Annotated in this window: 20 protein-coding genes and 4 pseudogenes; 16 read left to right on the top strand and 8 right to left on the bottom strand. The window is 70.8% G+C overall.

What is annotated here, in order from left to right; translation table 11 throughout:
- The first annotated feature begins 35 nt into the window (after nucleotides 1–35).
- From Q4V64_RS14040 to Q4V64_RS14030, 3 genes are all read left to right on the top strand, one after another.
- The gene (locus Q4V64_RS14040; RefSeq protein ID WP_124442791.1) at nucleotides 36–1,394 is read left to right on the top strand and encodes a multidrug effflux MFS transporter; all 1,359 of its coding nucleotides are present in this window, start codon (nucleotides 36–38) and stop codon (nucleotides 1,392–1,394) included.
- The gene (locus tag Q4V64_RS14035; protein WP_172629409.1) at nucleotides 1,346–2,521 is read left to right on the top strand and encodes a serine hydrolase domain-containing protein; all 1,176 of its coding nucleotides are present in this window, start codon (nucleotides 1,346–1,348) and stop codon (nucleotides 2,519–2,521) included. The genes Q4V64_RS14040 and Q4V64_RS14035 overlap by 49 nt, the downstream gene beginning before the upstream one ends.
- Before the next feature lie 146 nt (nucleotides 2,522–2,667).
- Nucleotides 2,668–3,660, top strand: coding sequence for a small ribosomal subunit Rsm22 family protein (locus Q4V64_RS14030; RefSeq protein WP_124442790.1), 993 nt, complete (start codon nucleotides 2,668–2,670; stop codon nucleotides 3,658–3,660).
- Here Q4V64_RS14030 and Q4V64_RS14025 read toward each other — a convergent pair whose 3' ends face one another.
- A complete protein-coding gene (locus Q4V64_RS14025) occupies nucleotides 3,661–3,885 on the bottom strand; it encodes a DUF6243 family protein (protein ID WP_253267221.1) in 225 nt (74 codons plus the stop codon).
- Between the two features lie 108 nt (nucleotides 3,886–3,993).
- On the opposite strand from Q4V64_RS14025, the gene Q4V64_RS14020 reads away from it, so the two are divergent.
- On the top strand, nucleotides 3,994–4,611 hold the full coding sequence (locus tag Q4V64_RS14020) for a TetR/AcrR family transcriptional regulator (RefSeq protein ID WP_124442789.1): 618 nt from the start codon (nucleotides 3,994–3,996) through the stop codon (nucleotides 4,609–4,611).
- On the opposite strand, the gene Q4V64_RS14015 is transcribed toward Q4V64_RS14020, so the two are convergent.
- On the bottom strand, nucleotides 4,590–5,459 hold the full coding sequence (locus Q4V64_RS14015) for a glycerophosphodiester phosphodiesterase (RefSeq protein WP_124442788.1): 870 nt from the start codon (nucleotides 5,457–5,459) through the stop codon (nucleotides 4,590–4,592). The two genes, Q4V64_RS14020 and Q4V64_RS14015, sit on opposite strands and share 22 nt — an antisense overlap.
- A 170-nt stretch (nucleotides 5,460–5,629) precedes the next feature.
- On the opposite strand from Q4V64_RS14015, the gene Q4V64_RS14010 reads away from it, so the two are divergent.
- Nucleotides 5,630–6,367 (top strand): bifunctional DNA primase/polymerase, encoded by a 738-nt coding sequence (locus tag Q4V64_RS14010; protein ID WP_124442787.1) that lies wholly within the window; start codon nucleotides 5,630–5,632, stop codon nucleotides 6,365–6,367.
- 31 nt (nucleotides 6,368–6,398) lie between these two features.
- On the opposite strand, the gene Q4V64_RS14005 is transcribed toward Q4V64_RS14010, so the two are convergent.
- Both Q4V64_RS14005 and Q4V64_RS14000 read right to left on the bottom strand, forming a co-directional pair.
- Nucleotides 6,399–7,400, bottom strand: a complete 1,002-nt coding sequence (locus Q4V64_RS14005; RefSeq protein ID WP_124442786.1) for a hypothetical protein — start codon at nucleotides 7,398–7,400, stop codon at nucleotides 6,399–6,401.
- Nucleotides 7,360–7,893, bottom strand: a pseudogene (locus tag Q4V64_RS14000) (FTR1 family protein); the annotation flags it as partial. The pseudogene Q4V64_RS14000 and the gene Q4V64_RS14005, both read right to left, overlap by 41 nt.
- On the opposite strand from Q4V64_RS14000, the pseudogene Q4V64_RS13995 reads away from it, so the two are divergent.
- Nucleotides 7,872–8,363 (top strand): annotated as a pseudogene (locus Q4V64_RS13995) (substrate-binding domain-containing protein); the annotation flags it as partial. The pseudogenes Q4V64_RS14000 and Q4V64_RS13995 overlap by 22 nt on opposite strands.
- Before the next feature lie 405 nt (nucleotides 8,364–8,768).
- Nucleotides 8,769–9,638, top strand: a complete 870-nt coding sequence (locus Q4V64_RS13990; RefSeq protein ID WP_124442778.1) for a phosphatase PAP2 family protein — start codon at nucleotides 8,769–8,771, stop codon at nucleotides 9,636–9,638.
- A 46-nt stretch (nucleotides 9,639–9,684) separates the two neighbouring features.
- Here Q4V64_RS13990 and Q4V64_RS13985 read toward each other — a convergent pair whose 3' ends face one another.
- Nucleotides 9,685–12,681, bottom strand: a complete 2,997-nt coding sequence (locus Q4V64_RS13985) for a bifunctional [glutamine synthetase] adenylyltransferase/[glutamine synthetase]-adenylyl-L-tyrosine phosphorylase (RefSeq protein WP_124442777.1) — start codon at nucleotides 12,679–12,681, stop codon at nucleotides 9,685–9,687.
- Nucleotides 12,682–12,838: 157 nt separating this feature from the next.
- Between Q4V64_RS13985 and Q4V64_RS13980 the strand changes: the two genes are divergently transcribed.
- From Q4V64_RS13980 to Q4V64_RS13970, 3 genes are all read left to right on the top strand, one after another.
- Entirely contained in the window at nucleotides 12,839–13,348 is a 510-nt protein-coding gene (locus tag Q4V64_RS13980; RefSeq protein WP_124442776.1) for a pyridoxamine 5'-phosphate oxidase family protein, read from the top strand.
- Nucleotides 13,349–13,401: 53 nt separating this feature from the next.
- A complete protein-coding gene (locus Q4V64_RS13975; RefSeq protein WP_124442775.1) occupies nucleotides 13,402–13,842 on the top strand; it encodes a VOC family protein in 441 nt (146 codons plus the stop codon).
- 136 nt (nucleotides 13,843–13,978) lie between these two features.
- On the top strand, nucleotides 13,979–14,821 hold the full coding sequence (locus tag Q4V64_RS13970; protein ID WP_124442774.1) for an MBL fold metallo-hydrolase: 843 nt from the start codon (nucleotides 13,979–13,981) through the stop codon (nucleotides 14,819–14,821).
- 29 nt (nucleotides 14,822–14,850) lie between these two features.
- On the opposite strand, the gene glnA is transcribed toward Q4V64_RS13970, so the two are convergent.
- A complete protein-coding gene (gene glnA, locus Q4V64_RS13965) occupies nucleotides 14,851–16,212 on the bottom strand; it encodes a type I glutamate--ammonia ligase (RefSeq protein WP_095755120.1) in 1,362 nt (453 codons plus the stop codon).
- A 294-nt stretch (nucleotides 16,213–16,506) separates the two neighbouring features.
- Between glnA and Q4V64_RS13960 the strand changes: the two genes are divergently transcribed.
- The gene (locus Q4V64_RS13960) at nucleotides 16,507–17,691 is read left to right on the top strand and encodes a globin domain-containing protein (RefSeq protein ID WP_124442772.1); all 1,185 of its coding nucleotides are present in this window, start codon (nucleotides 16,507–16,509) and stop codon (nucleotides 17,689–17,691) included.
- Between the two features lie 51 nt (nucleotides 17,692–17,742).
- Here Q4V64_RS13960 and Q4V64_RS13955 read toward each other — a convergent pair whose 3' ends face one another.
- Nucleotides 17,743–18,177: an Rrf2 family transcriptional regulator gene (locus tag Q4V64_RS13955; RefSeq protein ID WP_124442771.1), complete on the bottom strand. Its 435-nt coding sequence runs from the start codon at nucleotides 18,175–18,177 to the stop codon at nucleotides 17,743–17,745.
- A gap of 208 nt (nucleotides 18,178–18,385) precedes the next feature.
- On the opposite strand from Q4V64_RS13955, the gene Q4V64_RS13950 reads away from it, so the two are divergent.
- The 4 genes from Q4V64_RS13950 to Q4V64_RS13935 all read left to right on the top strand — a co-directional run bounded on the left by Q4V64_RS13950 (nucleotide 18,386) and on the right by Q4V64_RS13935 (nucleotide 24,202).
- Nucleotides 18,386–19,045, top strand: coding sequence for a DUF3105 domain-containing protein (locus tag Q4V64_RS13950; RefSeq protein WP_124442770.1), 660 nt, complete (start codon nucleotides 18,386–18,388; stop codon nucleotides 19,043–19,045).
- Between the two features lie 14 nt (nucleotides 19,046–19,059).
- Nucleotides 19,060–19,662, top strand: a complete 603-nt coding sequence (locus Q4V64_RS13945) for a DUF305 domain-containing protein (RefSeq protein WP_172629417.1) — start codon at nucleotides 19,060–19,062, stop codon at nucleotides 19,660–19,662.
- 157 nt (nucleotides 19,663–19,819) lie between these two features.
- Entirely contained in the window at nucleotides 19,820–21,760 is a 1,941-nt protein-coding gene (locus Q4V64_RS13940) for a S53 family peptidase (protein WP_124442768.1), read from the top strand.
- Nucleotides 21,761–22,162: 402 nt separating this feature from the next.
- Nucleotides 22,163–24,202, top strand: coding sequence for an NAD(+) synthase (locus tag Q4V64_RS13935; protein WP_124442767.1), 2,040 nt, complete (start codon nucleotides 22,163–22,165; stop codon nucleotides 24,200–24,202).
- A 26-nt stretch (nucleotides 24,203–24,228) separates the two neighbouring features.
- Here the strand turns inward: Q4V64_RS13935 and Q4V64_RS13930 are convergent.
- Nucleotides 24,229–24,378, bottom strand: a pseudogene (locus Q4V64_RS13930) (DUF397 domain-containing protein); the annotation flags it as partial.
- Between Q4V64_RS13930 and Q4V64_RS13925 the strand changes: the two are divergent.
- Nucleotides 24,363–24,878, top strand: a pseudogene (locus Q4V64_RS13925) (recombinase family protein); the annotation flags it as partial. The pseudogenes Q4V64_RS13930 and Q4V64_RS13925 sit on opposite strands and share 16 nt — an antisense overlap.
- Nucleotides 24,879–25,179 lie beyond the last annotated feature (301 nt).

Genomic DNA, 25,179 nt, shown 5'->3' with positions numbered 1-25,179 from the left:
CATAGGTGGCGGATCACTCGGAAAGGGAGGGGCACATGCCCGAGCGCGACGCGCCGGCCGAGGCGCCGCAGGAGGCGCCGTCGACATCGGATACATGTGACACATCTGGTACATCTGATACATCGCACCCGTCGCAGGCGGCCGTACCGACATCGGAACCGGCCGCCCGCTCCTTGCGCCGCACCGGCCTGCTCGTCACCCTGATCCTCGGCGGCCTCACCGCCACGCCCCCGCTGGCGATGGACATGTACCTCCCCGCCCTCCCGGAGGTCACCCGGTCCCTCGGCGCGCCCGCGGCCACCGTCCAGCTCACCCTGACGGCCTGCCTGGCCGGCATGGCGTTCGGGCAGCTGGTGGTCGGCCCGATGAGCGACCGGTGGGGACGCAGGCGCCCGCTGCTCATCGGTCTCGCCGTCTACGTCGTCGCCACCGCCCTGTGCGCCGTGGCCCCCACCGTCCAGCTCCTGGTCGCCTTCCGGCTGGCGCAGGGCCTCGCGGGCGCGGCCGGAATAGTGATCGCGCGAGCCGTCGTACGTGACCTCCACGACGGCATGGCCATGGCCCGCTTCTTCTCCACCCTCATGCTGATCTCCGGCGTCGCCCCGATCGTCGCGCCGCTCATCGGCGGGCAGATCCTGCGGATCACGGACTGGCGGGGCGTCTTCGTCGTGCTCACGGTCGTCGGGGTGCTGCTGGCCGGGGTGGTGTGGGCGAAGCTCCCGGAGACCCTCGCGCCCGCCGAACGCCACTCCGGGGGCGTCGGCGAGGCCCTGCGCGCGATGCGCGGCCTGCTCGCCGACCGCGCCTTCTCCGGCTACATGCTCGCGGGCGGCTTCTCCTTCGCCGCGCTGTTCGCCTACATCTCCGCCTCGCCGTTCGTGATCCAGGAGATATACGGCGCCTCCCCGCAGACGTTCAGCCTGCTGTTCGGGCTCAACTCGGTGGGCCTGGTGCTCGTCGGCCAGATCAACGGCAAGGTCCTGGTGGGGCGGGTGAACCTGGACCGGGTGCTGGCGGTGGGGCTCACGATCGTGATCCTGGCGGCGACCGCGCTGCTCCTGATGTCCTTGGACGTCTTCGGCGAGGTGGGCCTGCCCGCCATGGCCGCCGCCCTCTTCGTCCTGATGTCCGCGATGGGCATCACCCTCCCCAACACCCAGGCACTCGCCCTCATGCGCACCAAGCACGCCGCCGGCTCCGCCTCCGCCCTGCTCGGCACGTCCTCCTTCCTCGTCGGAGCGATCGCCTCCCCGCTCGTCGGCGTCGCCGGCGAGCACACCGCCGTCCCGATGGCCGTCGTCCAACTGGCGGCCGCACTGGTGGCGCTGGCCTGCTTCGTGGGAATGTGCCATCCCTGGAACAAGCGTGCGAGTACGGAGGGAGCGGGGAGCTGAGCGCACCGAGACTGCGCAGCGACACACCGGAACGGGCCGGACTCGACCCCGGGCAACTCCGACACCTCGTCCAGGAGGTACAGAACCTCACCCTCGGCGAGCGCCCCTGGGCGGCGGGCGCCGTCGTGGTCGTCGGGCGCGGCCCCGTGATCGCCGTCGAGGAGGCGGCGGGCTGGGCCGTCCGGTACGCGTCCTACGACCCCCGGGCGGACGCCGGCGTGGAACTGCCGCCCGACGCCCGCGTCCCGATGACCGTCGACACCCCCTTCGACCTGGCCTCCCTCACCAAACTGTTCACCTCGATCGCCGCCGTCCAGCAGATCGAGCGGGGCACCCTCGGCATCGACGCGCGCGTGGGCGCCTACCTGCCGGACTTCCGCGCGGCCGCCGAGCGCGGCATCACCGTACGGGCGCTGCTCACCCACACCTCCGGCCTGCGGCCCGAGCTCCCCCTCCACGACTGCGCCGACGACACCGAACGTCTGGCGATGCTCCGCGCGGAGCGACCGGTCGGCGCACCCGGCACGTACCTCTACTCCGACCTCAACCCGCTCCTCCTCCAGCACGTCCTGGAACGCAACACCGGCCGCACCCTCGATGTCCTCATCCACGACGGCATCACCCGTCCGCTGGGCATGACGGCGACCCGCTTCGGCCCGTGCCCCGGTGCGGCGGCCACGGAGGACCAGCGGCGGCCGTGGGCCAAGGCGGACCGGGGGATGCTGCGGGGCGTGGTCCATGACGAGAACGCCTGGGCGCTGGGCGGAGTGGCCGGTCACGCGGGCCTGTTCTCGACGGGCCGGGACCTGGCGATCCTCTGCCGCGCCCTGCTGGCGGGCGGCGCGTACGGCCCGGCGCGCATCCTGGGCCCGGATTTCGTGGAACTGATGCTGACCGAGCCGGGACTGGGCTTTGCCCTGGACCAGCCGTGGTTCATGGGCGAACTGGCGGGGCGGGGAGCGGCCGGCCATACGGGGTTCACGGGGACGTCGCTGGTCCTGGATCCGGCGACGGACACGTTCTTGGTACTGCTGACGAACAGGGTGCATCCCCGGAGACGGGAGCCGGACAGCAGACCGCGGGCGGCGGCGGGGACGCGGGTGGCTCGGGCGGTTCGGGGGATGTAGGGGTGAGGGTGGGGTCTGGGGCGGAGCCCCAGGGGTTCACCTTTCGACTGACCGAGACGGGCGGCAGGGTGGGCATAGGCCCGGGGGTCTGGGGGCGGAGCCCCCAGCGAGGCCGACACCCACGCGGGCAAACATAGAATTGGCGGGTGAACGACCCTGCATCTCCGGCGGACGCCCTCCGCCGCAGCCTCGCCGCCCTCCTCGACGGCCTCCCGCCCCGCGAGGCCGCGCAGGCCGTGGACCGGCTGATCGCCAACTACCGGGGAGCCACCCCGACCGACGCCCCGATCCTCCGGCACCGTGCCGACGTGGCCGCGTACGCCGCCTACCGGATGCCCGCGACCTTCGAGGCGGTGCGCTCGGCGCTGGAGGCGTTCGCCGAGGCCGTACCCGACTGGACGCCCCGTAGCCACGTCGACGTCGGCGGCGGTACCGGCGCCGCGACCTGGGCGGTGAGCGCCACCTGGACCGGCCCCCGCCCCGTCACCGTTCTCGACTGGTCCGAGCCCGCGCTCGCCCTGGGCCGGGAGCTCGCCGCCGCCAACCCGGCGCTGCACGAGACCCGCTGGCAGCGCGCGCGCATCGGAGCGGCGCTCACACTCGAGAGCACCGATCTCGTCACGGTCTCCTACGTCCTCAACGAACTGACCGCCCGCGACCGCACCGCCCTCGTCGACGCCGCCGCGGCCGCCGCACAGGCCGTCGTGCTCGTCGAGGCCGGCACCCCCGACGGCTACGCCCGCGTCATCGAGGCCCGCGACCGCCTGATCGCCGCCGGTTTCCACGTCGCCGCCCCCTGCCCGCACAGCGCCGCCTGCCCCATCGTCCCCGGCGAGGACTGGTGCCACTTCTCGGCCCGGGTCAGCCGCTCCTCCCTGCACCGCCAGGTCAAGGGCGGCTCGCTCGCCTACGAGGACGAGAAGTTCGCCTACGTCGCCGCCACCCGCCTCCCCGTGACGCCGGCCCCCTCCCGGGTGGTCCGGCGCCCGCAGATCCGCAAGGGCCAGGTGCTCCTCGACCTGTGCGAGACCGACGAGCACCTCGACCGCCGCACGGTCACCAAACGCCACGGCGACCTGTACAAGGCGGCCCGCGACGCGGCCTGGGGCGACCCCTGGCCTCCGGCGGACCGGCCCTAGTCACGACGACTCGTCGCTGGTGCGACCCTCCTCGTTCGCTTTGTTCGCCTTACTCGCCTTACTCGTACGTTCTTCCTGGAGCTTGCGCAGCAGCTCCCGCTTCTGGGCCTGGCGGTCGACTCCGCCACCGAACCTGCCGTCCTGGGCGCCGCCCCGCAGGGCCTTGCGGCCGAGGTTCCTCCGCGCGCCGCCGACGCCCAGCATGTTTTCTCCGCCTCGGGCCATGACAGCCTCCTCCTGAAGCTCGACACAGTGACGAGACGCACCGTCTCGCTCTCACCTGACCACTGTCCAGCGAGACGCTCCGTCTTGTCAACCTGTTAAATTCGACGCATGACCCTCCAGAAGCCCGCTCCTGACACCACCCGCCGCAGCGAGAAGTCCCGTCGCGCGATCTACGACGCCGCCCTCGGACTCGTCGTCGAGGTCGGCTACCCCAAGACCACGATCGAGGGCATCGCCGCCCGCGCCGGTGTCGGCAAGCAGACGATCTACCGGTGGTGGTCGTCGAAGGCGGACGTACTGCTGGAGGCGTTCCTCGACCTCTTCGCGCAGGCGTCACGGGAGGCGGGTGCGGAGCCGTACGTCATCCCGGACACCGGTGACCTCGCCGCCGACATCAAGGCCGTACTGCGGGTCACCGTCGACCAGCTGCAGGACCCCCGGTACTCGGCGCCGTCACGGGCCCTGGCCGCCGAGGGGCTGGTCGACGAAGAACTCGGCCGGAGGGTCGCGGCCACGCTCATGGAACCGTCCCTCCAGCTCTACGTCGACCGGCTGCGCGCCGCGCAGGAGGCCGGCGAGGTGCGCCCCGACATCGACCCGCGCATCGCCCTGGAGTTCTTCATCTCCCCGCTCGCCCAGCGCTGGCTCCAGTACACCGGCCCGATCTCCTACGAGTACACCGACACCCTCGTCGACTACGCCCTCTACGGCCTCGCTCCCCGCTGAACCCTCAGCTGAGCCCCCCGGCCCGGATGCCGCGCCAGCCGCCCCGGCGCGTCCGTGATGATCCCGTCGCAGCCCAGGGCCAGCGCCCGGTTCCGCTGGGCGGGGGTGACCACCGTGTGCGCCCACACCCGCGGGATGCCCGAGCGCACCGCCCGGACGATGTCCGCGTCCCGCGCCCTGTGGTCGACGTCCAGCAGGTCGACGTAGGACCGCCAGCGCTCGGGCCGGTCCCGGCGCAGTTGCTCGGCCGAGCGCCACAGTTGGGCGAGCAGGCCCAGCCGGTGGACGCGGCGGGCCACTTCGGGGTCGTTGGAGTTGACGAACACCGAGCGGGTGAGCCCGCGGGCCCGGATCAGCGCGGCCAGCCGGCCCAGACCGCGCGGGTCCTTCGCCTCCAGCATCAGCACGATCCGCCCGCCGAAACGGTCCAGCACCTCGGCCACCGTCGGCGGCCGCTCCGACCGCCAGCTCCCGGGCAGCGAGTCCCTCGGCCGCAGCCGCACTCCCTGCCACTCGCGGCCGTCGAGCCCCCGCACCTCGCCGCCGAGGAACGTCGTCCGGTTCAGGGTCGGGTCGTGCATCACGACCGGCGTGCCGTCGCGCAGCATCCGTGTGTCGAAGTCCAGCACCTGCGCCGTACCGCGTTCGTAGGCCGCCATCAGGCCCGACATGCTGTTCTCGGGGACCTCGCGGGCGCCGCCGCGATGGGCGACGTACGTGACGCGGGGCAGCGAGTCCACCGTCAGCGGCCCCGCGCCCCACTCCAGCGGGGTCGTCGCTCCCGCGAGGGTCAGCGAGACCACGGAAGCCGCGGAGGCCAGGCCCGTCAGCGCGATCCATGTGACCATGCCGACCACGGTAGGCACCCGAATCCCGCCGAAGTCGGCAATGACACTCGATCCGACCGCCGGACAGGCCCTGTCCCACCTGCACCGGATGTCGGGTAAGGCCCCCCGGAGCGCGGGATGGTGGGACCATAGGGCATGCTGTTCCGCACGACAGCGAGGCGAGGGGATAGATGAGCGCGGAGTTCGGCGGCCGCACCGGCCGGCAGGGCAAACTCTCCCAGTGGCTGCGCGGACGCCGCCCGAAGGAGGCCGCCACGGACAACGGCGGCCGTGAGGCCCTGCTGCTCGCCGCCGCCGGAGCGGGACTGCCGCTCGCGCCCGCCGCGTATCCCACCCAGGACTACCGCTGTTCCTGTGACCGCGTCGGCTGTCCCACCCCGGCCCGGCACCCCGTGTCGTTCGCCTGGCAGACCCAGTCCACCACCGACCCCGCCCAGATCGAGCGTTGGGCCCGGCACCAGCCGCAGGCCAACTTCATCACCGCGACCGGCATGGTGCACGACGTCCTCGACGTCCCCCTGGAGGCCGGCCGCGAGGCGCTTCAGCGGCTGCTCGACTCCGGTATCGACGTCGGACCGGTCGCCGAGAGCGACGACGGCCGCCTGCTCTTCTTCACCCTCACCCGGGGCACCCCCGAGGTCGAGGACGAGTGGTGGCCCTGCGAACTGGACTGCCACCCCGAGACGATGGACGAGCACCCGGGCCTGCGCTGGCACTGCCGCGGCTCCTACGTCCTCGTCCCGCCCGCCCGGCTCCCCGGTGACGACCAGTCGGTCCACTGGGTCCGCGGCCCCGAGCACCCGCTGCCCGACCCGCTGACCCTGCTGGAAGTCCTCACCGACGCCTGCGCCCGCCACGCCGGCGAGGAGCCGGACCACGCGAACGCGGCCTGGCCCCTGCGCCGGTAAGCCAGTACCGGTACACGGGTGTCCGGGGTGTCTACGACCCCTCCGCCGACGTGAGCCCCTGGATCCGCCCCAGCAGGCTGACCCGCTGGTCGCCCGAGCCCTTCGCCGGGTCCACAGCCACCTCGTTGGCCACGAACTCCATGGTGAGCGACTGCTTGATCTCACCATTCGTCAGGGCGAGCACATCGTCGGTGGGCGTGGGGACGGAGGAACCCGGGTAGGCCGTCTGCTTCTCGTAGTGGTGCGAGGAGAAGAACACCAGCGCCCCGCCGTTCGCCGTCCGCAGTGCCAGCGGCGCGTAGTCACCGCTCGTCAGCGGCTCGTCGATGTACTGGGTGACCAGACCCGGCTTCTTGGCGTTCTTCTCGCGCTTCGCACGCCATTCGCTGGTGTGGGTTCCGTCCGCGAAGGTGTCCCCGCCGCTCTTGAGGTACGCCGTGTAGTCCTTGGACAGGTCATCGGGCTTGACGGCCAACTCCGCCGAGTTCGCCGGGATGGCCTCGGCCCAGCCGTCCGCGTCCTTCTTGAACTTCGGCACCTGGCCGGGCAGTACCAGCGTGAGGTACGACACCTGCCACGGCTCGTCCAGGCCGTTGCGCAGGAACACCATCAGCCAGCGCACGTCACCGCCCTTGTTGCCGCGTGCGTCGGCGACGAACCAGCGCGGCCAGCCCGCCTTCTTCGGAATCGTGTACTTCGCGTCCGACAGCTTCAGCGGGGTGTGCGACGCGTTGCCCTCGGGGCTGACCGTCTTGCCGGCCTTCAGCCGCGCCGCGTCGATGGCACCGAGGGCGCCGGTGACGTGGTCCGCGTCGAGGGAACTGTCGTAGGCCTTGTCGGCCGCGTTGTACGCGGTTGTGAACTGCTCGAGTGCCTTGTCGGCCTCCGCCCGGGTGGTCGCGGGGAGCACTTCCCGCTCCCCGTGCACCACCATGCAACCGCTCGCCGTCAACGACAAAGCGGTCACTGAGGCCGCTATCAGTGCGCTCCGGTCAAGCCTGCGGAGCCTTCGAGGGCCGCGATCCCTGCTCATCAGGTTCCTTCACCTTCCCCTTCCCGGAGGCGAACCCTACCGGGGCGAGGAAAAGCACGAGCGTCGGGATCAGGTACAGCAGCCACACCGTGACCTGGAGGACGGTCGGATCGGGCTGGAAGTTGAAGACGCCCTTGAGGAGGGTGCCGTACCAACTGTCCGGCGGGACGGTGCCGCTGATGTCGAAGGCCTTGTTCGTCAGGCCCGGGACCAGGTCGGCCTCCTGGAGGTCGTGGACGCCGTACGCCAGCACGCCCGCGGCCACGACGACCAGCATGCCGCCGGTCCAGGTGAAGAACTTGGCGAGGTTGATCCTGAGCGCCCCCCGGTAGAACAGCCAGCCGAGGAACACCGCCGTCGCGATGCCGAGGGCGACGCCGATCAGCGGACGTGGGGTGCCGTCACTCGCCGCGTGCACGGACGCCCACACGAACAGGGCCGTCTCCAGGCCCTCCCGGCCGACCGCGAGGAAAGCGGTGGCGACCAGCGCGCCGGCGCAAGATCGAGGGCTTCGTGCGCACCATGCAGGACCAGCTGGGCCTGAGCCCGGACGCCATCGAGTCGGAACTCGTCCAGCACTCCCTCTACACCCTGGAGGGCGGCCAGGCGGCGGCCACCGCCCTGATCGACCGTTCCTGTACGGCGGTGGTGTGCGCCAGCGACATGATGGCGCTGGGCGCGATACGGGCGGCCCGGCAGCGGGGTCTCCAGGTCCCGACGGACATCTCGGTGGTGGGCTTCGACGACTCCCCCTTGATCGCCTTCACCGACCCGCCGCTGACGACGATCCGCAAGCCGGTCCCGGCGATGGGTCAGGCGGCGGTCCGCACGCTGCTGGAGGAGATCGGCGGTACGCCCGCGCCGCACAGCGAGTTCGTGTTCATGCCGGAGCTGGTGGTGCGCGGTTCCACGGCTTCGGCGCCCGGGGACCGGGTTCGCCATCAGGGGGTCGTAGGACGCTGACGTGGCCCTGAGGACCCTAGGGCCTGTTGCGAAAGTCCCGTCGTCCGCCCGGAGGGCGGGCCCCGCGCCCGCCGCGGCAGCGGCTGATGTCCGCGTAGGTGCGTACTCTCGGCGTGCCGGGCGCAGGCCCTCGTACTGGTTGTACGTGGGCCTGCGCCCGGTGCGGCGAGTGGGGGCCCCTCCCACGCCTTTAAGGCAGTGGGGGAGCGTGCATGGCGTCGCGGGGCAGGCGGGACTTTCGCAACAGGCCCTGGGGCGACCAAGTCGTCCTCAAGGCGGAGAATTCGCTCTTTCCGCAGTGCGCTGGTAGGAGGGCGCGGGGGTCTCCTGGGCGTAGGACGTGCGGTGCGGACCCGACCGGGGGATGATCGGTCGGGAAGGGCTTTTCTGGCAGACTCTGTGCCTATGGGTGAGACGACCGTGACGCCGCAGGAAGGCCGCGAAGAGGCCGTTCCGCACCCCGTCACGGCCCGGACGGGACCAGGTTTCGCGAACCGGCTGCGTACCCCGCGCCGTCCTCGTCTGTGGTTCGAGATCCTGTTGATCGCGGTGAGTTACTGGACGTACTCACTGATCCGCAACGCGGTCCCGGAGCAAAGGTCCGAGGCGCTGCGCAACGCCGACTGGATCTGGAAGGTCGAGCACCACCTCGGCATCGCCGTCGAGGAGTCGGTCAACCACGCCGTGAACTCGGTGACCTGGCTCATCGTCGGCATGAACTACTACTACGCGACGCTGCACTTCGTGGTGACGCTGGGTGTGCTCGTGTGGCTCTACCGCAGCCATCCCGGCCGCTACGCGGCGACCCGCATGGTGTTGTTCGCGACGACGGGCGTCGCCCTCGTCGGTTACTACTTGTATCCGCTGGCGCCGCCCCGTCTGATGAACGGCAGCGACTTCATCGACACGGTCATGGTTCACCAGACGTGGGGTTCGATGGCCTCCGGCGACCTGAAGAACATGTCGAACCAGTACGCCGCGATGCCGTCGATGCACATCGGCTGGTCCGTGTGGTGCGGGCTGACGATCTTCGCGCTGGCGTCGGTGCCGTGGGTGCGGGTGCTGGGGCTGCTCTATCCGACGGCCACGCTGGTGGTCATCGTCGCCACCGCCAACCACTTCTGGCTGGACGCGGTGGGCGGCATCGCGTGCCTCGCCTTCGGCTTCACGGTGGCGTGGGTCTGGTACGGCACCCTGCCGTACGCGCTGCCGCGCCTGGTGGCTGTTCGGGGGGCGAGCGGGGCGCGGCTGCCCGCGCCGTCGCGGGCGGGGTGAGCGGGAGCGGCTGAAGCCGGCGGGCGCACTGCCGTCAGCCCCGCCGTCAGCCCCCGTAGAACAGCTCCTCCACCACGCCCCGCGCCCGCCGCGCCGTACGCCGGTAGTCGTCCAGCATGTCTCCCACATGCCCCGGGCCGTACCCGAGGTACCGCCCCACCGCGCCCAGCTCCCGCGCCTCCGACGGGAACGTGTCCGCGGCCCGTCCCCGCACCAGCATCACCGCGTTGCGCACTCGCGTCGCCAGCACCCACGCCTCGTCGAGTATCCCGGCGTCCTCGTCCGCGAGGAGGCCCGCCGCGCGGGCGGCGGCGAGGGCGGCCCGGGTGCGGGTGGTGCGCAGCCCGGCCACCTCCGCCCCGTGCCGCATCTGGAGCAGCTGGACCGTCCACTCGACGTCGGACAGCCCGCCGGGCCCTAGCTTGGTGTGGAGTTTCGGGTCGGCGCCGCGCGGCAGGCGTTCGGTCTCCATCCGGGCCTTCAGACGGCGGATCTCGCGTACGGCGTCGTCGCCGAGGCCCGCCTCCGGGTAGCGCAGCGGATCGATCAGCTCGACGAAACGGCGGCCCAGCTCCTCGTCCCCGGCGACCGGTTCGGCCCGCAGCAGCGCCTGCGACTCCCACACCAGGGACCAGCGGCGGTAGTAGGCCTCGTACGACTTCAGTGTCCGTACGAGCGGTCCGGACTTGCCCTCCGGCCGCAGGTCCGCGTCGATCAGCAGCGGCGGGTCGGAGCTGGGGATCTGGAGCAGGCGGCGCATCTCGGAGACGACCTTGTTGGCCGCCTCGGAGGCCTGCCGTTCGTCGACTCCCTCGCGCGGCTCGTGCACGAACAGCACGTCGGCGTCGGAGCCGTAGCCCAGCTCATGCCCGCCGAAACGCCCCATGCCGATGATCGCGAACCGGGTGGGCAGGGTGTCCCCCCAGTTGCCCCGGACCACCGCGCGCAGGGTGCCCGCGAGAGTGGCGGCCGTCAGGTCGGACACGGCATCGCCGACGCGGTCCATGAGCGCGCCCTGGTCGGCCTCGGCGGGCTGGGCCTCGGTGCCGTAGGAGCCGACGATGTCCGCGGCGGCCGTACGGAACAGCTCGCGGCGGCGGACACCGCGCGCGGCCGTGACCGCCTGGACCGCGCCGTCCGCGCGGCCGACGGCGGCGAGTATCTCCTGCTCCAGGTGGGCACGCCCGCGGGGTTCGAGCCCGCCCCCGTTACCGTTGCCGAGCAACGCCACCGCCTCGGGCGCGCGCATCAGCAGGTCGGGGGCGAGGCGGCCGGCGGAGAGCACACGTGCCAGGTTCTCGGCCGCGGCGCCCTCGTCCCGCAGGAGCCGCAGGTACCACGGCGTCCTGCCCAGCGCGTCCGACACCTTGCGGAAGTTGAGCAGCCCGGCATCCGGGTCGGCGGAGTCCGCGAACCAGCCCAGGAGGACCGGCAGCAGCGTCCGCTGGATCGCGGCCTTGCGGGTGACGCCGGAGGCCAGTGCCTCCAGGTGCCGCAGGGCCGCCGCCGGGTCCGCGTAGCCGAGCGCGACCAGCCGTTCCCGGGCCGCCTCGGGGCTCAGCCGACCCTCGCCGAGGGAGAGTTGGGCGACCGCGTCGAGCAGTGGCCGGTAGAAGAGCTTCTCGTGCAGCCGTCGTACGACGCTGGTGTGCCGTTTCCACTCGCGGGTCAGCTCGGCCACCGGGTCGGCGCGCAGGCCGAGGGAGCGGCCGAGACGGCGCAGATCGGCCTCGTCCTCGGGGACGAGGTGGGTGCGGCGCAGCCGGTAGAGCTGGATGCGGTGCTCCATGGAGCGCAGGAAGCGGTAGGCGTCGTCGAGCTGGACGGCGTCGACCCGGCCGACGTAGCCGCCGGCGGCGAGGGCCTGGAGGGCGTTGAGGGTGGTGCCGCTGCGCAGGGAGGCGTCGGCCCGCCCGTGCACCAGCTGGAGGAGCTGTACGGCGAATTCGACGTCCCTCAGACCGCCCGGGCCGAGCTTCAGCTCGCGGTCGATCTCGGCGGCCGGGATGTTCTCGACCACCCTGCGCCGCATCTTCTGCACGTCGGGGACGAAGTTCTCGCGCTCGGCGGCCTTCCAGACGAGGGGTTCGAGGGCGGCGACGTACTCCTCGCCGAGTTCGGTGTCGCCGGCCACCGGGCGGGCCTTGAGCAGCGCCTGGAACTCCCAGGTCTTGGCCCAGCGCTGGTAGTAGGCGAGGTGACTGCTGAGCGTACGCACCAGCGGGCCGTTTCTGCCCTCGGGGCGCAGATTGGCGTCCACGGGCCAGATCGATCCCTCGACGGTCGTCTCCGAGCAGATGCGCATCATGTGCGAGGCGAGCCGGGTGGCCGACCGCAGTGCCTTGCCCTCGTCGGCCCCCTCGACGGCCTCCCCCACGAAGATCACATCGACGTCGGAGACGTAGTTGAGCTCATGGCCGCCGCACTTGCCCATCGCGATGACGGCCAGCCGGCACAGCGCGGCGTCCTCGGGCGCGGCGGCGCACGCGATGGCCAGCGCGGCGCGCAGGGTGGCGGTGGCGAGGTCGGCGAGTTCGGCCGCGGTCTCGGCGAGGTCGGTGGTGCCGCACACGTCGCGGGCGGCGATGGACAGCAGGCAGCGCCGGTAGGCGACGCGCAGGGAGACCGGGTCGGTGGCCTCCGCCAGGCCCCGCTCGAACTCCTCCACCCCGGGGTGGAGGTCGCTCGGTTCGTACATGACCAGCGCCTGCCAGTCGCCGGCGTGCCGGGCGAGGTGGTCGGCGAGCGCGGCGGAGGCGCCGAGCACGCCGAGCAGGCGGTCGCGCAGCGGCTTGGCCGCTATCACCGTGTCGAGCAGTTCGTGGCGGGCGGTGTGCCCGGACTGGGCCTCCAGCAGCCGTACGAGACCGTGCAGGGCGAGGTCCGGGTCGGCGGTCGCGCCCAGCGCGTCGAGCAGCACCGGGTCGTCCCTCAGCGGCGCGAGCTCCGTGCTGTCGAGCAGCCGCTCGGCGGCGGAGGGATCGGTGAAGCCGTGCCGCAGCAGTCGCGTGAAGGTACTGCTCCTGCGCCCCGGCGCCGTCATCCCCGGCCTCCTGTCCGATCAAGGTCGTACGCGCCCGAGCCTAACCGTTGGGCTGGTGAGAAGCGCCGGGTCGGTCGGCGATGAGTTCCGCGGGCGCGGGGAGTCTGGACCGGTAAGGCGTGGGAACGCGGAGTGACAGAGGCATGGAGGACGACCGATGACCGAAATGGAACCTGATACCCGCCTGGACCCGCGCTACAGCGACGAGACGGCCACACCGATCCCCTGGGCCGACGCCGAGGCGCTGCTGGCGTCGGCCGAGCTGTTCTGGATCTCGACGGTACGGCCGGACGGGCGGCCGCATGTGACACCGCTGCCGGCGGTCTGGGCGCACGGCGCGCTGCACTTCTGCACGGGCCCCGAGGAGCGCAAGGCGAAGAACCTCGCGCACGATCCGCACGTCGTGCTGACGACCGGCACCAACATCTGGGACAAGGGCTACGACCTGGTGGTCGAGGGCGAGGCGGTGCGCGTGCAGGACGACGGCAGGCTGCGCGAGCTGGCCGCCGGGTGGCAGGCGAAGTACGGCGATTTCTGGCACTTCGAGGTACGGGAGGGGTATTTCCACCACGGTCCCGGGCACGCCGTCGTCTACGCGGTGGCGCCGCGCACGGTTTTCGGCTTCGGTAAGGGGGAGCCGTTCAGCCAGACGCGGTGGCGGTTCTGACGTCCGACGTCTGGCATCCGACCTCGAGTTCGAGCTCGACGAGGGAGTCACGCATGGACATGAGCCTCGAAGTGGTGTTGCTGCCGGTCTCCGACGTGGACCGGGCCAAGGAGTTCTACCGGGACAAGGTCGGCTTCCATGTGGATCTCGACGACCAGGTGATGCCGGGCGTGCGGATCGTGCAGCTGACCAGGCCCGGCTCCGGCTGTTCCATCGCCCTCGCCGACGGGCTGGAGGTCCCGACGGGGATGCCGCGGCCGGGGACGTACCACGGGCTGCAACTGGTCGTCACGGACGCGAAGGCGGCCTACGAGGAGCTGACCGGGCGCGGCCTCGACATCAGCGAGCCGCAGCGGTTCGCTCCGCAGGACGGCGCGACGTTCATGTACTTCACGGACCCGGACGGCAACGGGTGGGCGGTGCAGGAGTTCCGGCGGCGGGCTACGGAGCCGTTGCATCAGCTGCTGGCGGATCTGGCGGCGCGGCAGGGGTAGGGGTAGGGGCGACACGGGCAGGGGCGGCCGGGGGCCGGTCCCGGCGGGCCACCGGCGTTGTGCGGTGGTGCCCCGCGTGCATGACGTGCATGACGTGCGCAGGATGGAGTGGAGGACGAATTGAGGAGGCGGGGCCATGACCACCGCCGAAGGAATCTTTGAACCGAAGGTCGAGCCGTACCGGGTCGCGCCCGAGACCTATGTCATCCCGCAGTTGCTGGAGGCGCCGCCGGTCGGGCTGTTCTACGTCAACTCCATGGTCATCACCGGCAGCGAGCCCGTGCTCGTCGACACCGGTGCGCCGTCGAACCGGCAGCAGTGGCTGGATCACGCCTGGAACCTCGTCGATCCGGCCGACGTGCGGTGGGTCTTCCTGACCCACGACGACCACGACCACGCGGGAAACGTCCGCGAGGTCATGGCCACCTGCCCGAACGCCACGCTGGTCACGACCTGGTTCTCGATGGCCCGCTACGCCATCGACACCGAGGAGTTCTGGATGCCGTTCAACCGCTCCCGCTGGGTGCGCGACGGCGAGAGCTTCACGGCCGGGGACCGTACGCTCCTCGCGATCAGGCCGCCGTTCTTCGACAACCCGACGACGCGCGGCCTGTTCGACACCACGACGAGGGTCTACTGGGCGGCCGACACCTTCGCCACGGCCATCCCGCACCCCGCCGAGAACGCCGCCGACCTGGACCGGACGGCCTGGCGCGAAGGGATGCTCCTGGGCAACCGGCTGAACCACCCCTGGCATCTGTGGCTGGACGCCGGGAAGTTCAACGAGCACGTGGACCGCGTCCAGGACCTCGACATCGACACCGCGGCGTCCTGCCACGGCCCCACGATCCACCGCGACCTGATGGACGAGGCATTCGACCTCATCCGCAAGGTCCCGGATCTCCCCTACTGGGAAGAGCCGGGCCAGGACTTCCTGGAGGGAATCATCGCGGCAACGGCGAAGCCGGTGGTGCCGTAACGCAGCTCTCTCCAGTGCCCCTTCTCCGCCTACAGCACCGGGAGGTTCTTCCGGAGCTCGAAGGCCGTGACCTCGCTGCGGTACTCCTCCCACTCCTGGCGCTTGTTGCGCAAGAAGAAGTCGAAGACGTGCTCGCCCAGCGTCTCCGCGACCAGGTCGCTGCGCTCCATCAGCGTCAGCGCCTCGCCGAGGTTCTGCGGCAGCGGCTCGATGCCCATCGCGCGGCGCTCCGCGTCCGACAACGCCCACACGTCGTCCTCCGCGCCCGGCGGGAGTTCGTAGCCCTCCTCGATGCCCTTCAGGCCGGCGGCCAGCAGGGCGGCGTACGCCAGGTACGGGTTCGCGCCGGAGTCGATCGAGCGGACCTCGATACGGGCGGAGCCGGTCTTGCCGGGCTTGTACATCGGGACGCGGACCAGGGCCGAGCGGTTGTTGTGGCCCCAGCAGATGTACGAGGGGGCCTCGCCGCCGGCGCCGGCCGTGCGCTCCGTGCCGCCCCAGATGCGCTTGTAGGAGTTGACCCACTGGTTGGTGATGGCGGAGATCTCCGCCGAGTGCTTCAGCAGGCCCGCGATGAAGGAGCGGCCGACCTTGGAGAGCTGGTATTCCGCGCCCGACTCGTAGAAGGCGTTCCGGTCGCCCTCGAAGAGCGAGAGGTGCGTGTGCATGCCGCTGCCCGGGTGCTCGGAGAACGGCTTGGGCATGAAGGTCGCCTGGACGCCCTGTTCCAGTGCCACCTGCTTCATGACCAGGCGGAACGTCATGATGTTGTCGGCGGTGGAGAGTGCGTCCGCGTAGCGCAGGTCGATCTCCTGCTGGCCCGGCGCGCCCTCGTGGTGGGAGAACTCGACCGAGATGCCCATCGACTCCAGCATGGTGATCGCCTGGCGGCGGAAGTCCATGCCGATGTTCTGCGGGGTGTGGTCGAAGTAGCCCGAATTGTCGGCCGGGGTGGGCCGGGAGCCGTCGAGGGGCCGGTCCTTGAGCAGGAAGAACTCGATCTCCGGGTGGGTGTAGAAGGTGAAGCCCAGGTCGGAGGTGCGGGCCAGGGCCCGCTTCAGGACGTAGCGCGGGTCGGCGAAGGACGGGGAGCCGTCCGGCATGAGGATGTCGCAGAACATGCGGGCGGTCCCGGGGGCCTCCGCGCGCCACGGCAGGACCTGGAAGGTCGACGGGTCCGGCTTGGCGATCATGTCCGACTCGTATACGCGCGCGAAGCCCTCGATCGCGGAGCCGTCGAAGCCGATGCCTTCATCGAAGGCCTGTTCTAGCTCGGCCGGGGCCACGGCCACGGACTTGAGGAAGCCCAGCACGTCCGTGAACCACAGCCGTACGAACCGGATGTCACGCTCCTCCAACGTCCGGAGCACGAACTCCTGCTGCTTGTCCATCTTCCGCTTCCCCATCCTTGCTGGTCAGGCCGCCTGTCTTCCGCACCACGGGAGGCGGTCGGGCACCTGAGCATCCCACCACAACACCATTTCATGCGCATTGCGCGTCTTGATCGTCCGGCCGACCTCGGTGCGAACGCCTCGCGTACCGCAGGTGTACAGCTCTACAGCCCATCTTGCCTGCTCGGACTGACATCCGTAATGCCCGGCCCCCACGCATCCCCTCCACTTTAATTTGCATCTCAGATGCAAGTTTTAATAGCGTGCCGAGCAGTCGAGCCCCGAGGAGCCCTGATGCTGTCCGAGCAGTCCGCAGCCACCGTCCGCGCCACCCTCCCCGCCGTCGGCGCGTCCCTCGGTGAGATCACCGAACGCTTCTACGCGGGCCTGTTCGCCGCCCACCCCGAACTGCTGCGCGACCTGTTCAACCGCGGCAACCAGGCCGCCGGCACCCAGCGCCAGGCCCTGGCCGGATCGATCGCCGCCTTCGCCGCACACCTCGTCGAGCACCCGGACATCCGCCCCGACGCGATGCTCACGCGCATCGCCCACAAACACGCCTCCCTGGGCATCGCCCCCGAGCAGTACGCGGTGGTCCGCGAACACCTCTTCGCCGCCATCGCCGACGTCCTCGGCGAGGCGGTCACGCCCGAGGTCGCGGCGGCCTGGGACGAGGTCTACTGGCTGATGGCGAACGCGCTGATCGCGATCGAGAAGCGGCTGTACGAGGAGCGCGGCGGCCGCGCCTGGCGGGCCTGGGAGGTGGTGGAGCGCATCCCGGAGACGGCGGACGTCGTCACCTTCCGCCTGCGCCCCGCCGACGACGCCCCGGTCCGCGACTTCCTCCCCGGTCAGTACGTCTCCCTGCGCACCGAACTGCCCGACGGAGCCCACCAGATACGCCAGTACAGCCTCACCGGCGCACCGGGCACGGCCGTACGCCAGATCAGCGTGAAGCGCGTCCTCGGCGGTACGACGCCGGAGGGCGAGGTCTCCCATCATCTCCACGCGCGCGTGCACGAGGGCAGCGTGCTGGAGCTGTCGGAGCCGTACGGCGACCTCGTCCTGGACAGCGCCCCCGCCACCCCGCTGCTCCTGGCGTCGGCCGGCATCGGCGTGACCCCGATGATCGCGATGCTGAGCCACCTCGCGGCCACCGGCCACCCCGCCCCGGTCACGGTCGTCCACGCCGACCGTTCCCCCGCCCACCACGCCCTGCGCACCGACCACGAGACCTACGCCGCGAAGCTCCCCGAGGCGGCCGTCCATCTCTGGTACGAGCAGAACGCCCCCGCGGGCGCCCACACCGGTCTGGTCGACCTCACGAACGTCCCCGTCCGTCCGGGCACGCGCGCGTACCTGTGCGGCCCGCTGCCGTTCATGCGGGCGGTGCGGGCCCAGCTGATCGAGAAGGGGGTGTCTCCGGCGGACGTGCACTACGAGGTGTTCGGGCCGGATCTGTGGCTGGCTGGCGTCTGAGGGGGCCCGAGGCGGGGACAAGGGGCCCGCCCGGACTCCCCGGGGGCCGGATCAGCCGAGCCTGGAGATCCCCAGCAGCAACGGTCCCGTCGGCTCCGCCACCACGTCCGACACCGTCACCGGGTCGAGAGACGCGAAGAAGGCCTCCTGGGCCCGCCGCAGCGCCCCCCGCAGCCGGCATCCGGAGTTCAGGGGGCAGGGGGTCGCGCCCTCACAGTCCACTACATCGCCGTCGCCCTCGAAGGCCCGGACGACGGCGCCGACCGACGCCGTACGGCCCTTCTCGGTCAGCATGAGCCCGCCGCCCCGGCCGCGGCGGGCCTCCAGCAGACCCATGTGCTGGAGCTCGGCCACCACCTTGGCCGCATGGGTGTAGGGGACCTCCATGCCGGCCGCCACCTCACGGGTCGTCGGGGTGGCCTCGTCCGCCACCGCGAGCCGCATGAGCACGCGTAGCGCCAGGTCAGTGGATCGCAAGAGCCGCATGAGGGGAAGGGTAGATAATACGCATCTGCGCTTCAAATTATCCCCCGTCACCATCCCGCGGCTCCGGCCCGTATCCCTCTCGCCCTGTCCCTTGGCTGTGACCTGCCTACGGGATTCCCCTCCTTCCCCATTACGATCAGCAGACCCGTACCTTGCGAACGTCAGGCACATCCACCGTCCGTCCCTTTCCCCCAGAAGGACAAGCCCCATGGGTTCCGCCAAGAAGAGCAGCAGCGCAGAGCGTAAGGCTCGAATAGAGGAGATGCGGCGAGCCGAGAAGGCGCGTGAGCGACGCAACCGGATCTTCACGATCACGGCCAGCGTCCTCGTGGTCGGCGGGCTCGTCGCCGGGAGCGTGGTCCTCGTGCAGTCGCAGTCGGACGACGACTCCTCCACCGCCGCGCAGGCCAAGGGAGAGTTCGTCACCGGCGCGGACGGCGTCAAGACCTGGAAGGGCAAGCTGAGCCAGACCCACGTCACCAAGACCGTGAAGTACCCGACCGAGCCCCCGGTCGGCGGCGATCACAACCAGGTCTGGATGAACTGCAACGGTGACGTCTACACCAAGGAGATCAACAACATGAACGCCGTGCACTCCCTGGAGCACGGCGCTGTGTGGGTGACGTACACCAGCAAGGCCTCGAAGGCGGACGTGGACGCGCTGGCGGCGAAGGTGAAGAAGACGCCGTACACGTTGATGAGCCCGGACGAGAAGCAGGCCGACCCGATCATGATGACCGCGTGGGGGCACCAGCGCACGGTGACGAGTGCCGACGACCCGAACGTCGGCAAGTTCTTCGAGAAGTTCGTGCAGGGCGAGCAGACGCCGGAGAAGGGTGCCGCGTGCACGGGAGGTCTTCCGCAGTGAGGTCGCCCGCCGGAGTGGCCGTCGCCGTGGCCGGGGTGCTCGTGGCGGCCGGCGCGATCACGTATGCCGTGGCCGAGGACGGCGGTTCGAGCGAGGTTCCCGCCGCCGATTCCGCGGACGCCGGGTTCGCGCGGGACATGGCGGTGCACCACCAGCAGGCCGTGGAGATGTCGTACATCGTGCGCGACCGCACCGACGACGAGGAGGTGCGGCGCCTGGCGTACGACGTGGCGCAGACGCAGGCCAACCAGCGCGGCATGCTGCTGGGCTGGCTCGATCTGTGGGGCCTGCCGAAGGTGTCCGCCGACCCTGCGATGACCTGGATGGGCATGGGGGACATGGCCTCCGGCAAGGACGGGGCGCTGATGCCGGGCATGGCGACCAACAGCGAGCTGAAGAAGCTGAATTCGCTCAGCGGCAAGCAGGCCGAGGTCTTCTATCTGCAGCTGATGACGGACCATCACAAGGGCGGTATCCACATGGCCGAGGGCTGTGTGGACAAGTGCACGGTCGGCGTGGAGAAGCAGTTGGCGCAGGGCATGGTCGAGGGGCAGCAGTCGGAGATCGGCCTGATGGCGGGGATGCTCAAGGAGCGGGGCGCGAAGCCGCGTTCGTAGGGCGTAAGCCTCAAATCGCCCTGGGGGCCGCATCCTTGGCGTCTTCTTGGTCTTCGAGGCGTCTTCTTGGCCTCCGATTTCCCCTGGCGTGAACGGTTCATCGCGAGAGTGGCACCTGTCGAGTGATCCACTCGCGTCGAACCGCACAGGGGGTTCCATGAGATCCAACCGCGCCAGGCTGCGCGCCGGGGTGAGCATGGCAGCGACACTGCCCATGCTCGCCGGTGCGCTGGTGCTCGGCATACCCGCGGCGCACGCCGCCGACCACCCGGTCCGGGACCTGCTCGCCGGCACCAAACCCGCGTGGGCCACGGCCAAGGCGGACAAGGGCGCGACCTCCGACGGCGCCCAGGTCTCCGCCCGCGTCTACCTCGCCGGCCGGGACGCGGCCGGCCTCGCCAGGTACGCCAAGGCCGTGTCCGACCCGTCCTCCGCCTCGTACGGCAAGTATCTGAGCGCGCGGCAGGCGCAGGCCCGCTTCGGTGCGTCCAAGGCGCAGGTCGCCGCGGTGCGGGCCTGGCTGACCTCGGCCGGCCTGAAGGTCACCGGGGTCACGCGGCACTACGTCTCCGTCTCCGGTGACGTGGCCGCCGCCGAGCAGGCCTTCGGCACCCAGCTGCACAACTACGCCAAGGGCTCCGAGACCTACCGCGCCCCGTCCAGGGCGGCCTCCGCGCCGGAGAGCCTGAACGGCGCCGTCCTGACCGTCACCGGCCTGGACAACGCCCCGCACCAGGCGAGCCACGACGACCAACTGCCGGGGCCGGAGGCCGTGTTCAAGAACGCCGGGCCGTTCTCGTCGTACTACGGCTCGAACACCGCGAGCACGCTGCCGGACGCGTACGGCGGGAAGATCCCGTACGCCGTCGAGGGCTACACGGGCAAGCAGCTGCGGGCCGCGTACGGCGCGGGTTCGTACACGGGAAAGGGGGTACGGGTCGCCATCACCGACGCGTACGCCTCACCGACGATCGCCTATGACGCGGCCACCTACGCGAAGCAGCACGGCGACGCGGCCTACACCAGCGGCCGGCTGACCCAGGTCCTGCCCAAGAACTACCACCACACCAAGAGCTGCGACGCGTCCGGCTGGTACGGCGAGGAGACCCTCGACGTCGAGGCCGTGCACGCGGTCGCGCCCGCGGCGGACATCACCTACGTGGGTGGCGCCTCCTGCCACGACGACGACCTGCTCGACTCGCTCGGCACCATCGTCGACCACCACCTGGCCGACATCGTCTCCAACTCCTGGGGCGACATCGAGGCCAACCAGACGCCGGACCTCGCGGCCGCCTACGACCAGGTCTTCCAGTACGGCGCGGTCGAGGGCATCGGCTTCTACTTCTCCTCCGGCGACGACGGCGACGAGGTCGCCAGCACCGGAACCAAGCAGGTCGACACCCCGGCGAACTCGGCCTGGGTGACGGCGGTCGGCGGCACCTCGCTGGCGGTCGGCAAGGACGACACGTACCTGTGGGAGACCGGCTGGGGCACCGAGAAGGCCGCTCTGTCGGCCGACGGCAAGAGCTGGGTCGACTTCCCCGGCGCGTTCACCTCGGGCGCGGGCGGCGGCACCAGCAGGACGGTCGCCGAGCCCTCGTACCAGAAGGGCGTCGTCCCGGACTCGCTCGCCCAGGCCTACAGCGCCGCCGGCAACCGCGTCGTCCCGGACATCGCGGCGATCGCCGACCCGAACACCGGCTTCAAGGTCGGCCAGACGCAGACCTTCCCGGACGGGTCGCAGCAGTACAGCGAGTACCGCCTCGGCGGCACCTCGCTGGCCTCGCCGGTGATCGCGGCCGTCCAGGCCCTCGCCCAGCAGGCGCGTGGCGGCAAAGCGATCGGCTTCGCCAACCCGGAGATCTACGCCAAGTACGGCACGAAGGCGTACCACGACGTCACGGACAACCCGACGGGCTCCCCACTCGCCGTGGCACGCGTCGACTACGCCAACAGCTACGACGCGTCCGGGGGCCTGCTCACCTCCGCCCGCACCCTCGGCCAGGACAGCTCACTGAAGGCCGTGAAGGGCTACGACGACGTCACCGGCGTGGGGACACCCGCGGGCGGTTACGTGGAGTCGTACCGCCGGCGCTGACGACATCGGCAGGGCCATGGGGGCCCGCTTCCCGACGGGGTTCGTCGGGGAGCGGGCGCTCGCGTGTGCGCCCGCTCGACCGGCGGGCGCGGGTCGACCGGCGGGCGCGGGCGAGCGCGAAGAGGGCGTTGCTGATGCCGCCGACGGTGAGGGTGGCGGCGACGAACAGCCAGTGACTCACGGTTTCTCCTTTGTCACCGTCAGTCGTAACGCAGTGGCGGCCCCCTGTCTGGATTCGCCCGGAACGCGAACAGCGCGGGGCGGGCCGTGCTATCGGAGGGCCGTCAGCCCATCGTGTCGCTCTGACGATTACACTGGCCGGATGTCTCGCCTCCGACTCGTGCTGTCGAGATCCACCGCGCCCGCCCTCCGTGCCCGCCCCCTTCTCCCGAGGAAGCACCGTTGAACTTCTGGTCGGTCTATCAGCACGGCTTCGCCCGCATCGCCGCGTGCACGGGCCACACCGTCATCGCGGACCCGCCCGCCAACGCCGAAGCGGTCCTGCGCCAGGCGCGCGAGTGCGCGCAGGACGGGGCCGCGGTCGCCGTCTTCCCCGAGCTGGGCCTGTGCGGCTACTCGATCGAGGACCTGCTGCTGCAGGACGCGCTGCTGGACGAGGTCGAGCAGGCGGTCCGGACCGTGGTCGAAGGGTCGGCTCAGCTGCTGCCGGTCCTGGTCGTCGGCGCCCCGCTGCGCCACCGCAACCGGATCTACAACTGCGCGGTGATCGTGCACCGCGGCCGGGTCCTCGGCGTCGTGCCGAAGTCGTACCCCCCGAATTACCGGGAGTTCTACGAGCGCCGGCAGCTCGCCGGGGGCGACGACGAGCGCGGCGGGACGATCCGGGTCGCCGGCGAGACCGTGCCGTTCGGTGTGGACCTGCTCTTCGAGGCGGCGGACGTCCCCGGGCTGGTCCTGCACGCGGAGGTCTGCGAGGACATGTGGGTCCCGGTGCCGCCGAGCGCCGAGGCCGCCCTGGCCGGCGCGACCGTCCTCGTCAACCTCTCCGGCAGCCCGATCACAGTCGGCCGGGCCGAGGACCGCAAGCTGCTGTGCCGCTCGGCGTCCTCCCGCTGCCTCACCGCCTACGTCTACGCGGCGGCCGGTCTCGGCGAGTCGACCACCGACCTGTCCTGGGACGGGCAGACCCTGATCTACGAGAACGGCGTACTGCTCGCGGAGTCCGACCGCTTCCCGACGGGCGACCAGTACGCGGTGGCCGACGTGGACCTCGACCTGCTGCGGCAGGAGCGGATGCGGATGGGCACGTTCGACGACAACCGCCGTACGCACGCCGCGCGGACCGGGGACTTCCGGACGGTGTCCTTCGAACTCGACCCGCCGACCACGGACCTGGGGCTGCGCCGCCGCCTCGAACGGTTCCCGTTCGTGCCCGCCGACCCCGACCGGCTCGCCCTGGACTGCTACGAGGCGTACAACATCCAGGTCGCCGGACTGCAGCAGCGGCTCGCCGCCATCGGCGGCCCGAAGGTGGTCATCGGGGTGTCCGGCGGCCTCGACTCCACGCACGCGCTGATCGTCGCCGCCCAGGCGATGGACCGCGCCGGCCGCCCGCGCACCGACATCCTGGCCTTCACCCTGCCCGGCTTCGCCACCAGCGACCACACCAAGGACAACGCCCACAAGCTGATGCGCTCCCTCGGCGTCACGGCGGCGGAGCTGGACATCACGCCGACCGCACGGCTGATGCTGAAGGAGATGGACCACCCGTTCGCCTCCGGCGAGCCGGTGTACGACGTCACCTTCGAGAACGTGCAGGCCGGTCTGCGCACCGACTACCTGTTCCGGCTCGCCAACCAGCGCGGCGGCATCGTGCTCGGCACCGGTGACCTCTCCGAGCTGGCGCTCGGCTGGTCGACGTACGGCGTGGGCGACCAGATGAGCCACTACAACGTCAACTCGGGCGTGCCGAAGACGCTGATCCAGCATCTGATCCGCTGGGTCATCGGCAGCGGCCAGTTCGACGAGGAGACCGGGAAAACGCTCGCCGCGATCCTCGACACCGAGATCAGCCCGGAACTCGTACCGGGCGAGGAGATGCAGTCCACCGAGTCCAAGATCGGTCCGTACGCGCTGCACGACTTCACCCTCTTCCACGTGCTGCGCTACGGCTTCCGGCCCTCGAAGATCGCCTTCCTCGCCTGGCACGCCTGGCACGACCCGGAGACCGGCGCCTGGCCGCCGAACTTCCCGGAGGCCAAGCGGGTGGCGTACGACCTGCCCCAGATCCGCCACTGGCTGGAGGTGTTCTGCCGTCGCTTCTTCGCGTTCGCGCAGTTCAAACGCTCGGCCATGCCGAACGGACCGAAGGTCTCGGCCGGCGGTTCGCTCTCACCGCGCGGAGACTGGCGGGCCCCGTCGGACGGCAACGCGCGGGCGTGGTTGCGGGACCTCGCCCGCTTCGACGTCCCGGAGGAGTGAGGGTTACGGCCCGCTGGGCCCCTGGTTCACCTCTTGAGCGAGGCGACGAAGGGGACCCATGCGGCGGTGAGGATGAGGGCGGGGCCGTGGGGGGCCTTGGAGTCTCGGACGGGGACGAGGCCGGGGATGTTGTGGGCGACTTCGAGGCAATTGCCGCCGGTTGCGTTGCTGTAGCTGGACTTGCGCCAGAGGGCGGCGCCGGGGAAGTCGCCGGCTACCTCAGCAGAAGCTGCGCGCCGTCGACTACTTGAGGGTTTCCACCGAGGAACAGGCCAAGGGTTTCGGCATCTCCTACACCGGCAAGAGCACCGCGCGCTACATCAAGCGCAAGGGTTGGGATCACGTCGACACCTTCACCGACCCGGGAGAATCCGGGACCCTGGCCTGACAGCAACGCCCCGGCGCCAAGCGTTTGATGGAACTGGCGCACCAGGAACCGCGGCCCTTTGACATGGTGGTGGTGGAGGAGACCCGCGCCATCGGCCGTGAGGACCGGGCCTTCTTCCGCTGGTACTGGGAGCTGGAAGACCTGGGCTACTTCGTCGCCGTCGTCGAAGAAGACATCGACACCTCCACCGAGTCCGGCCGCGCCCGGATGCTCGACAAGGCCAACGAGTCCTTCAAGGAACTGGTCAAGATCCGCAAGCGCACACAGGGCGGCATCCAGGACAAGGCCGAGGAGGGCGGCTACACGGGCGGCAAGGTGCGGTACGGGTACCGCATCAAGAACCAGGGGATCGTTGGTGAGTCCCATCTGGTGGTCGACGAGTGCGGCGACCCGGAGACCTGCTCCGTGGTCCACGAGGCCGCGGTTCTGCGTCGCGGCCGGAGGCTCTTCGTCGAGTTCAAAGGCAACCGCCGCAAGACCGTGATCCAGCTCAATGCCGAGAAGCAGTACAACCGCTCGGGCAACCCATGGAGCGTCAAGACGTTCTTCGACAAGCTCCTGAACGATGACTTCCTGGAAGGCCGGCTCG

It is taken from the genome of Streptomyces sp. NL15-2K, assembly GCF_030551255.1.
Lineage (GTDB): Bacteria > Actinomycetota > Actinomycetes > Streptomycetales > Streptomycetaceae > Streptomyces.
The sequence above is the reverse complement of the archived record's forward strand: the minus strand, read 5'-3'. Positions and strand labels throughout refer to the sequence as shown.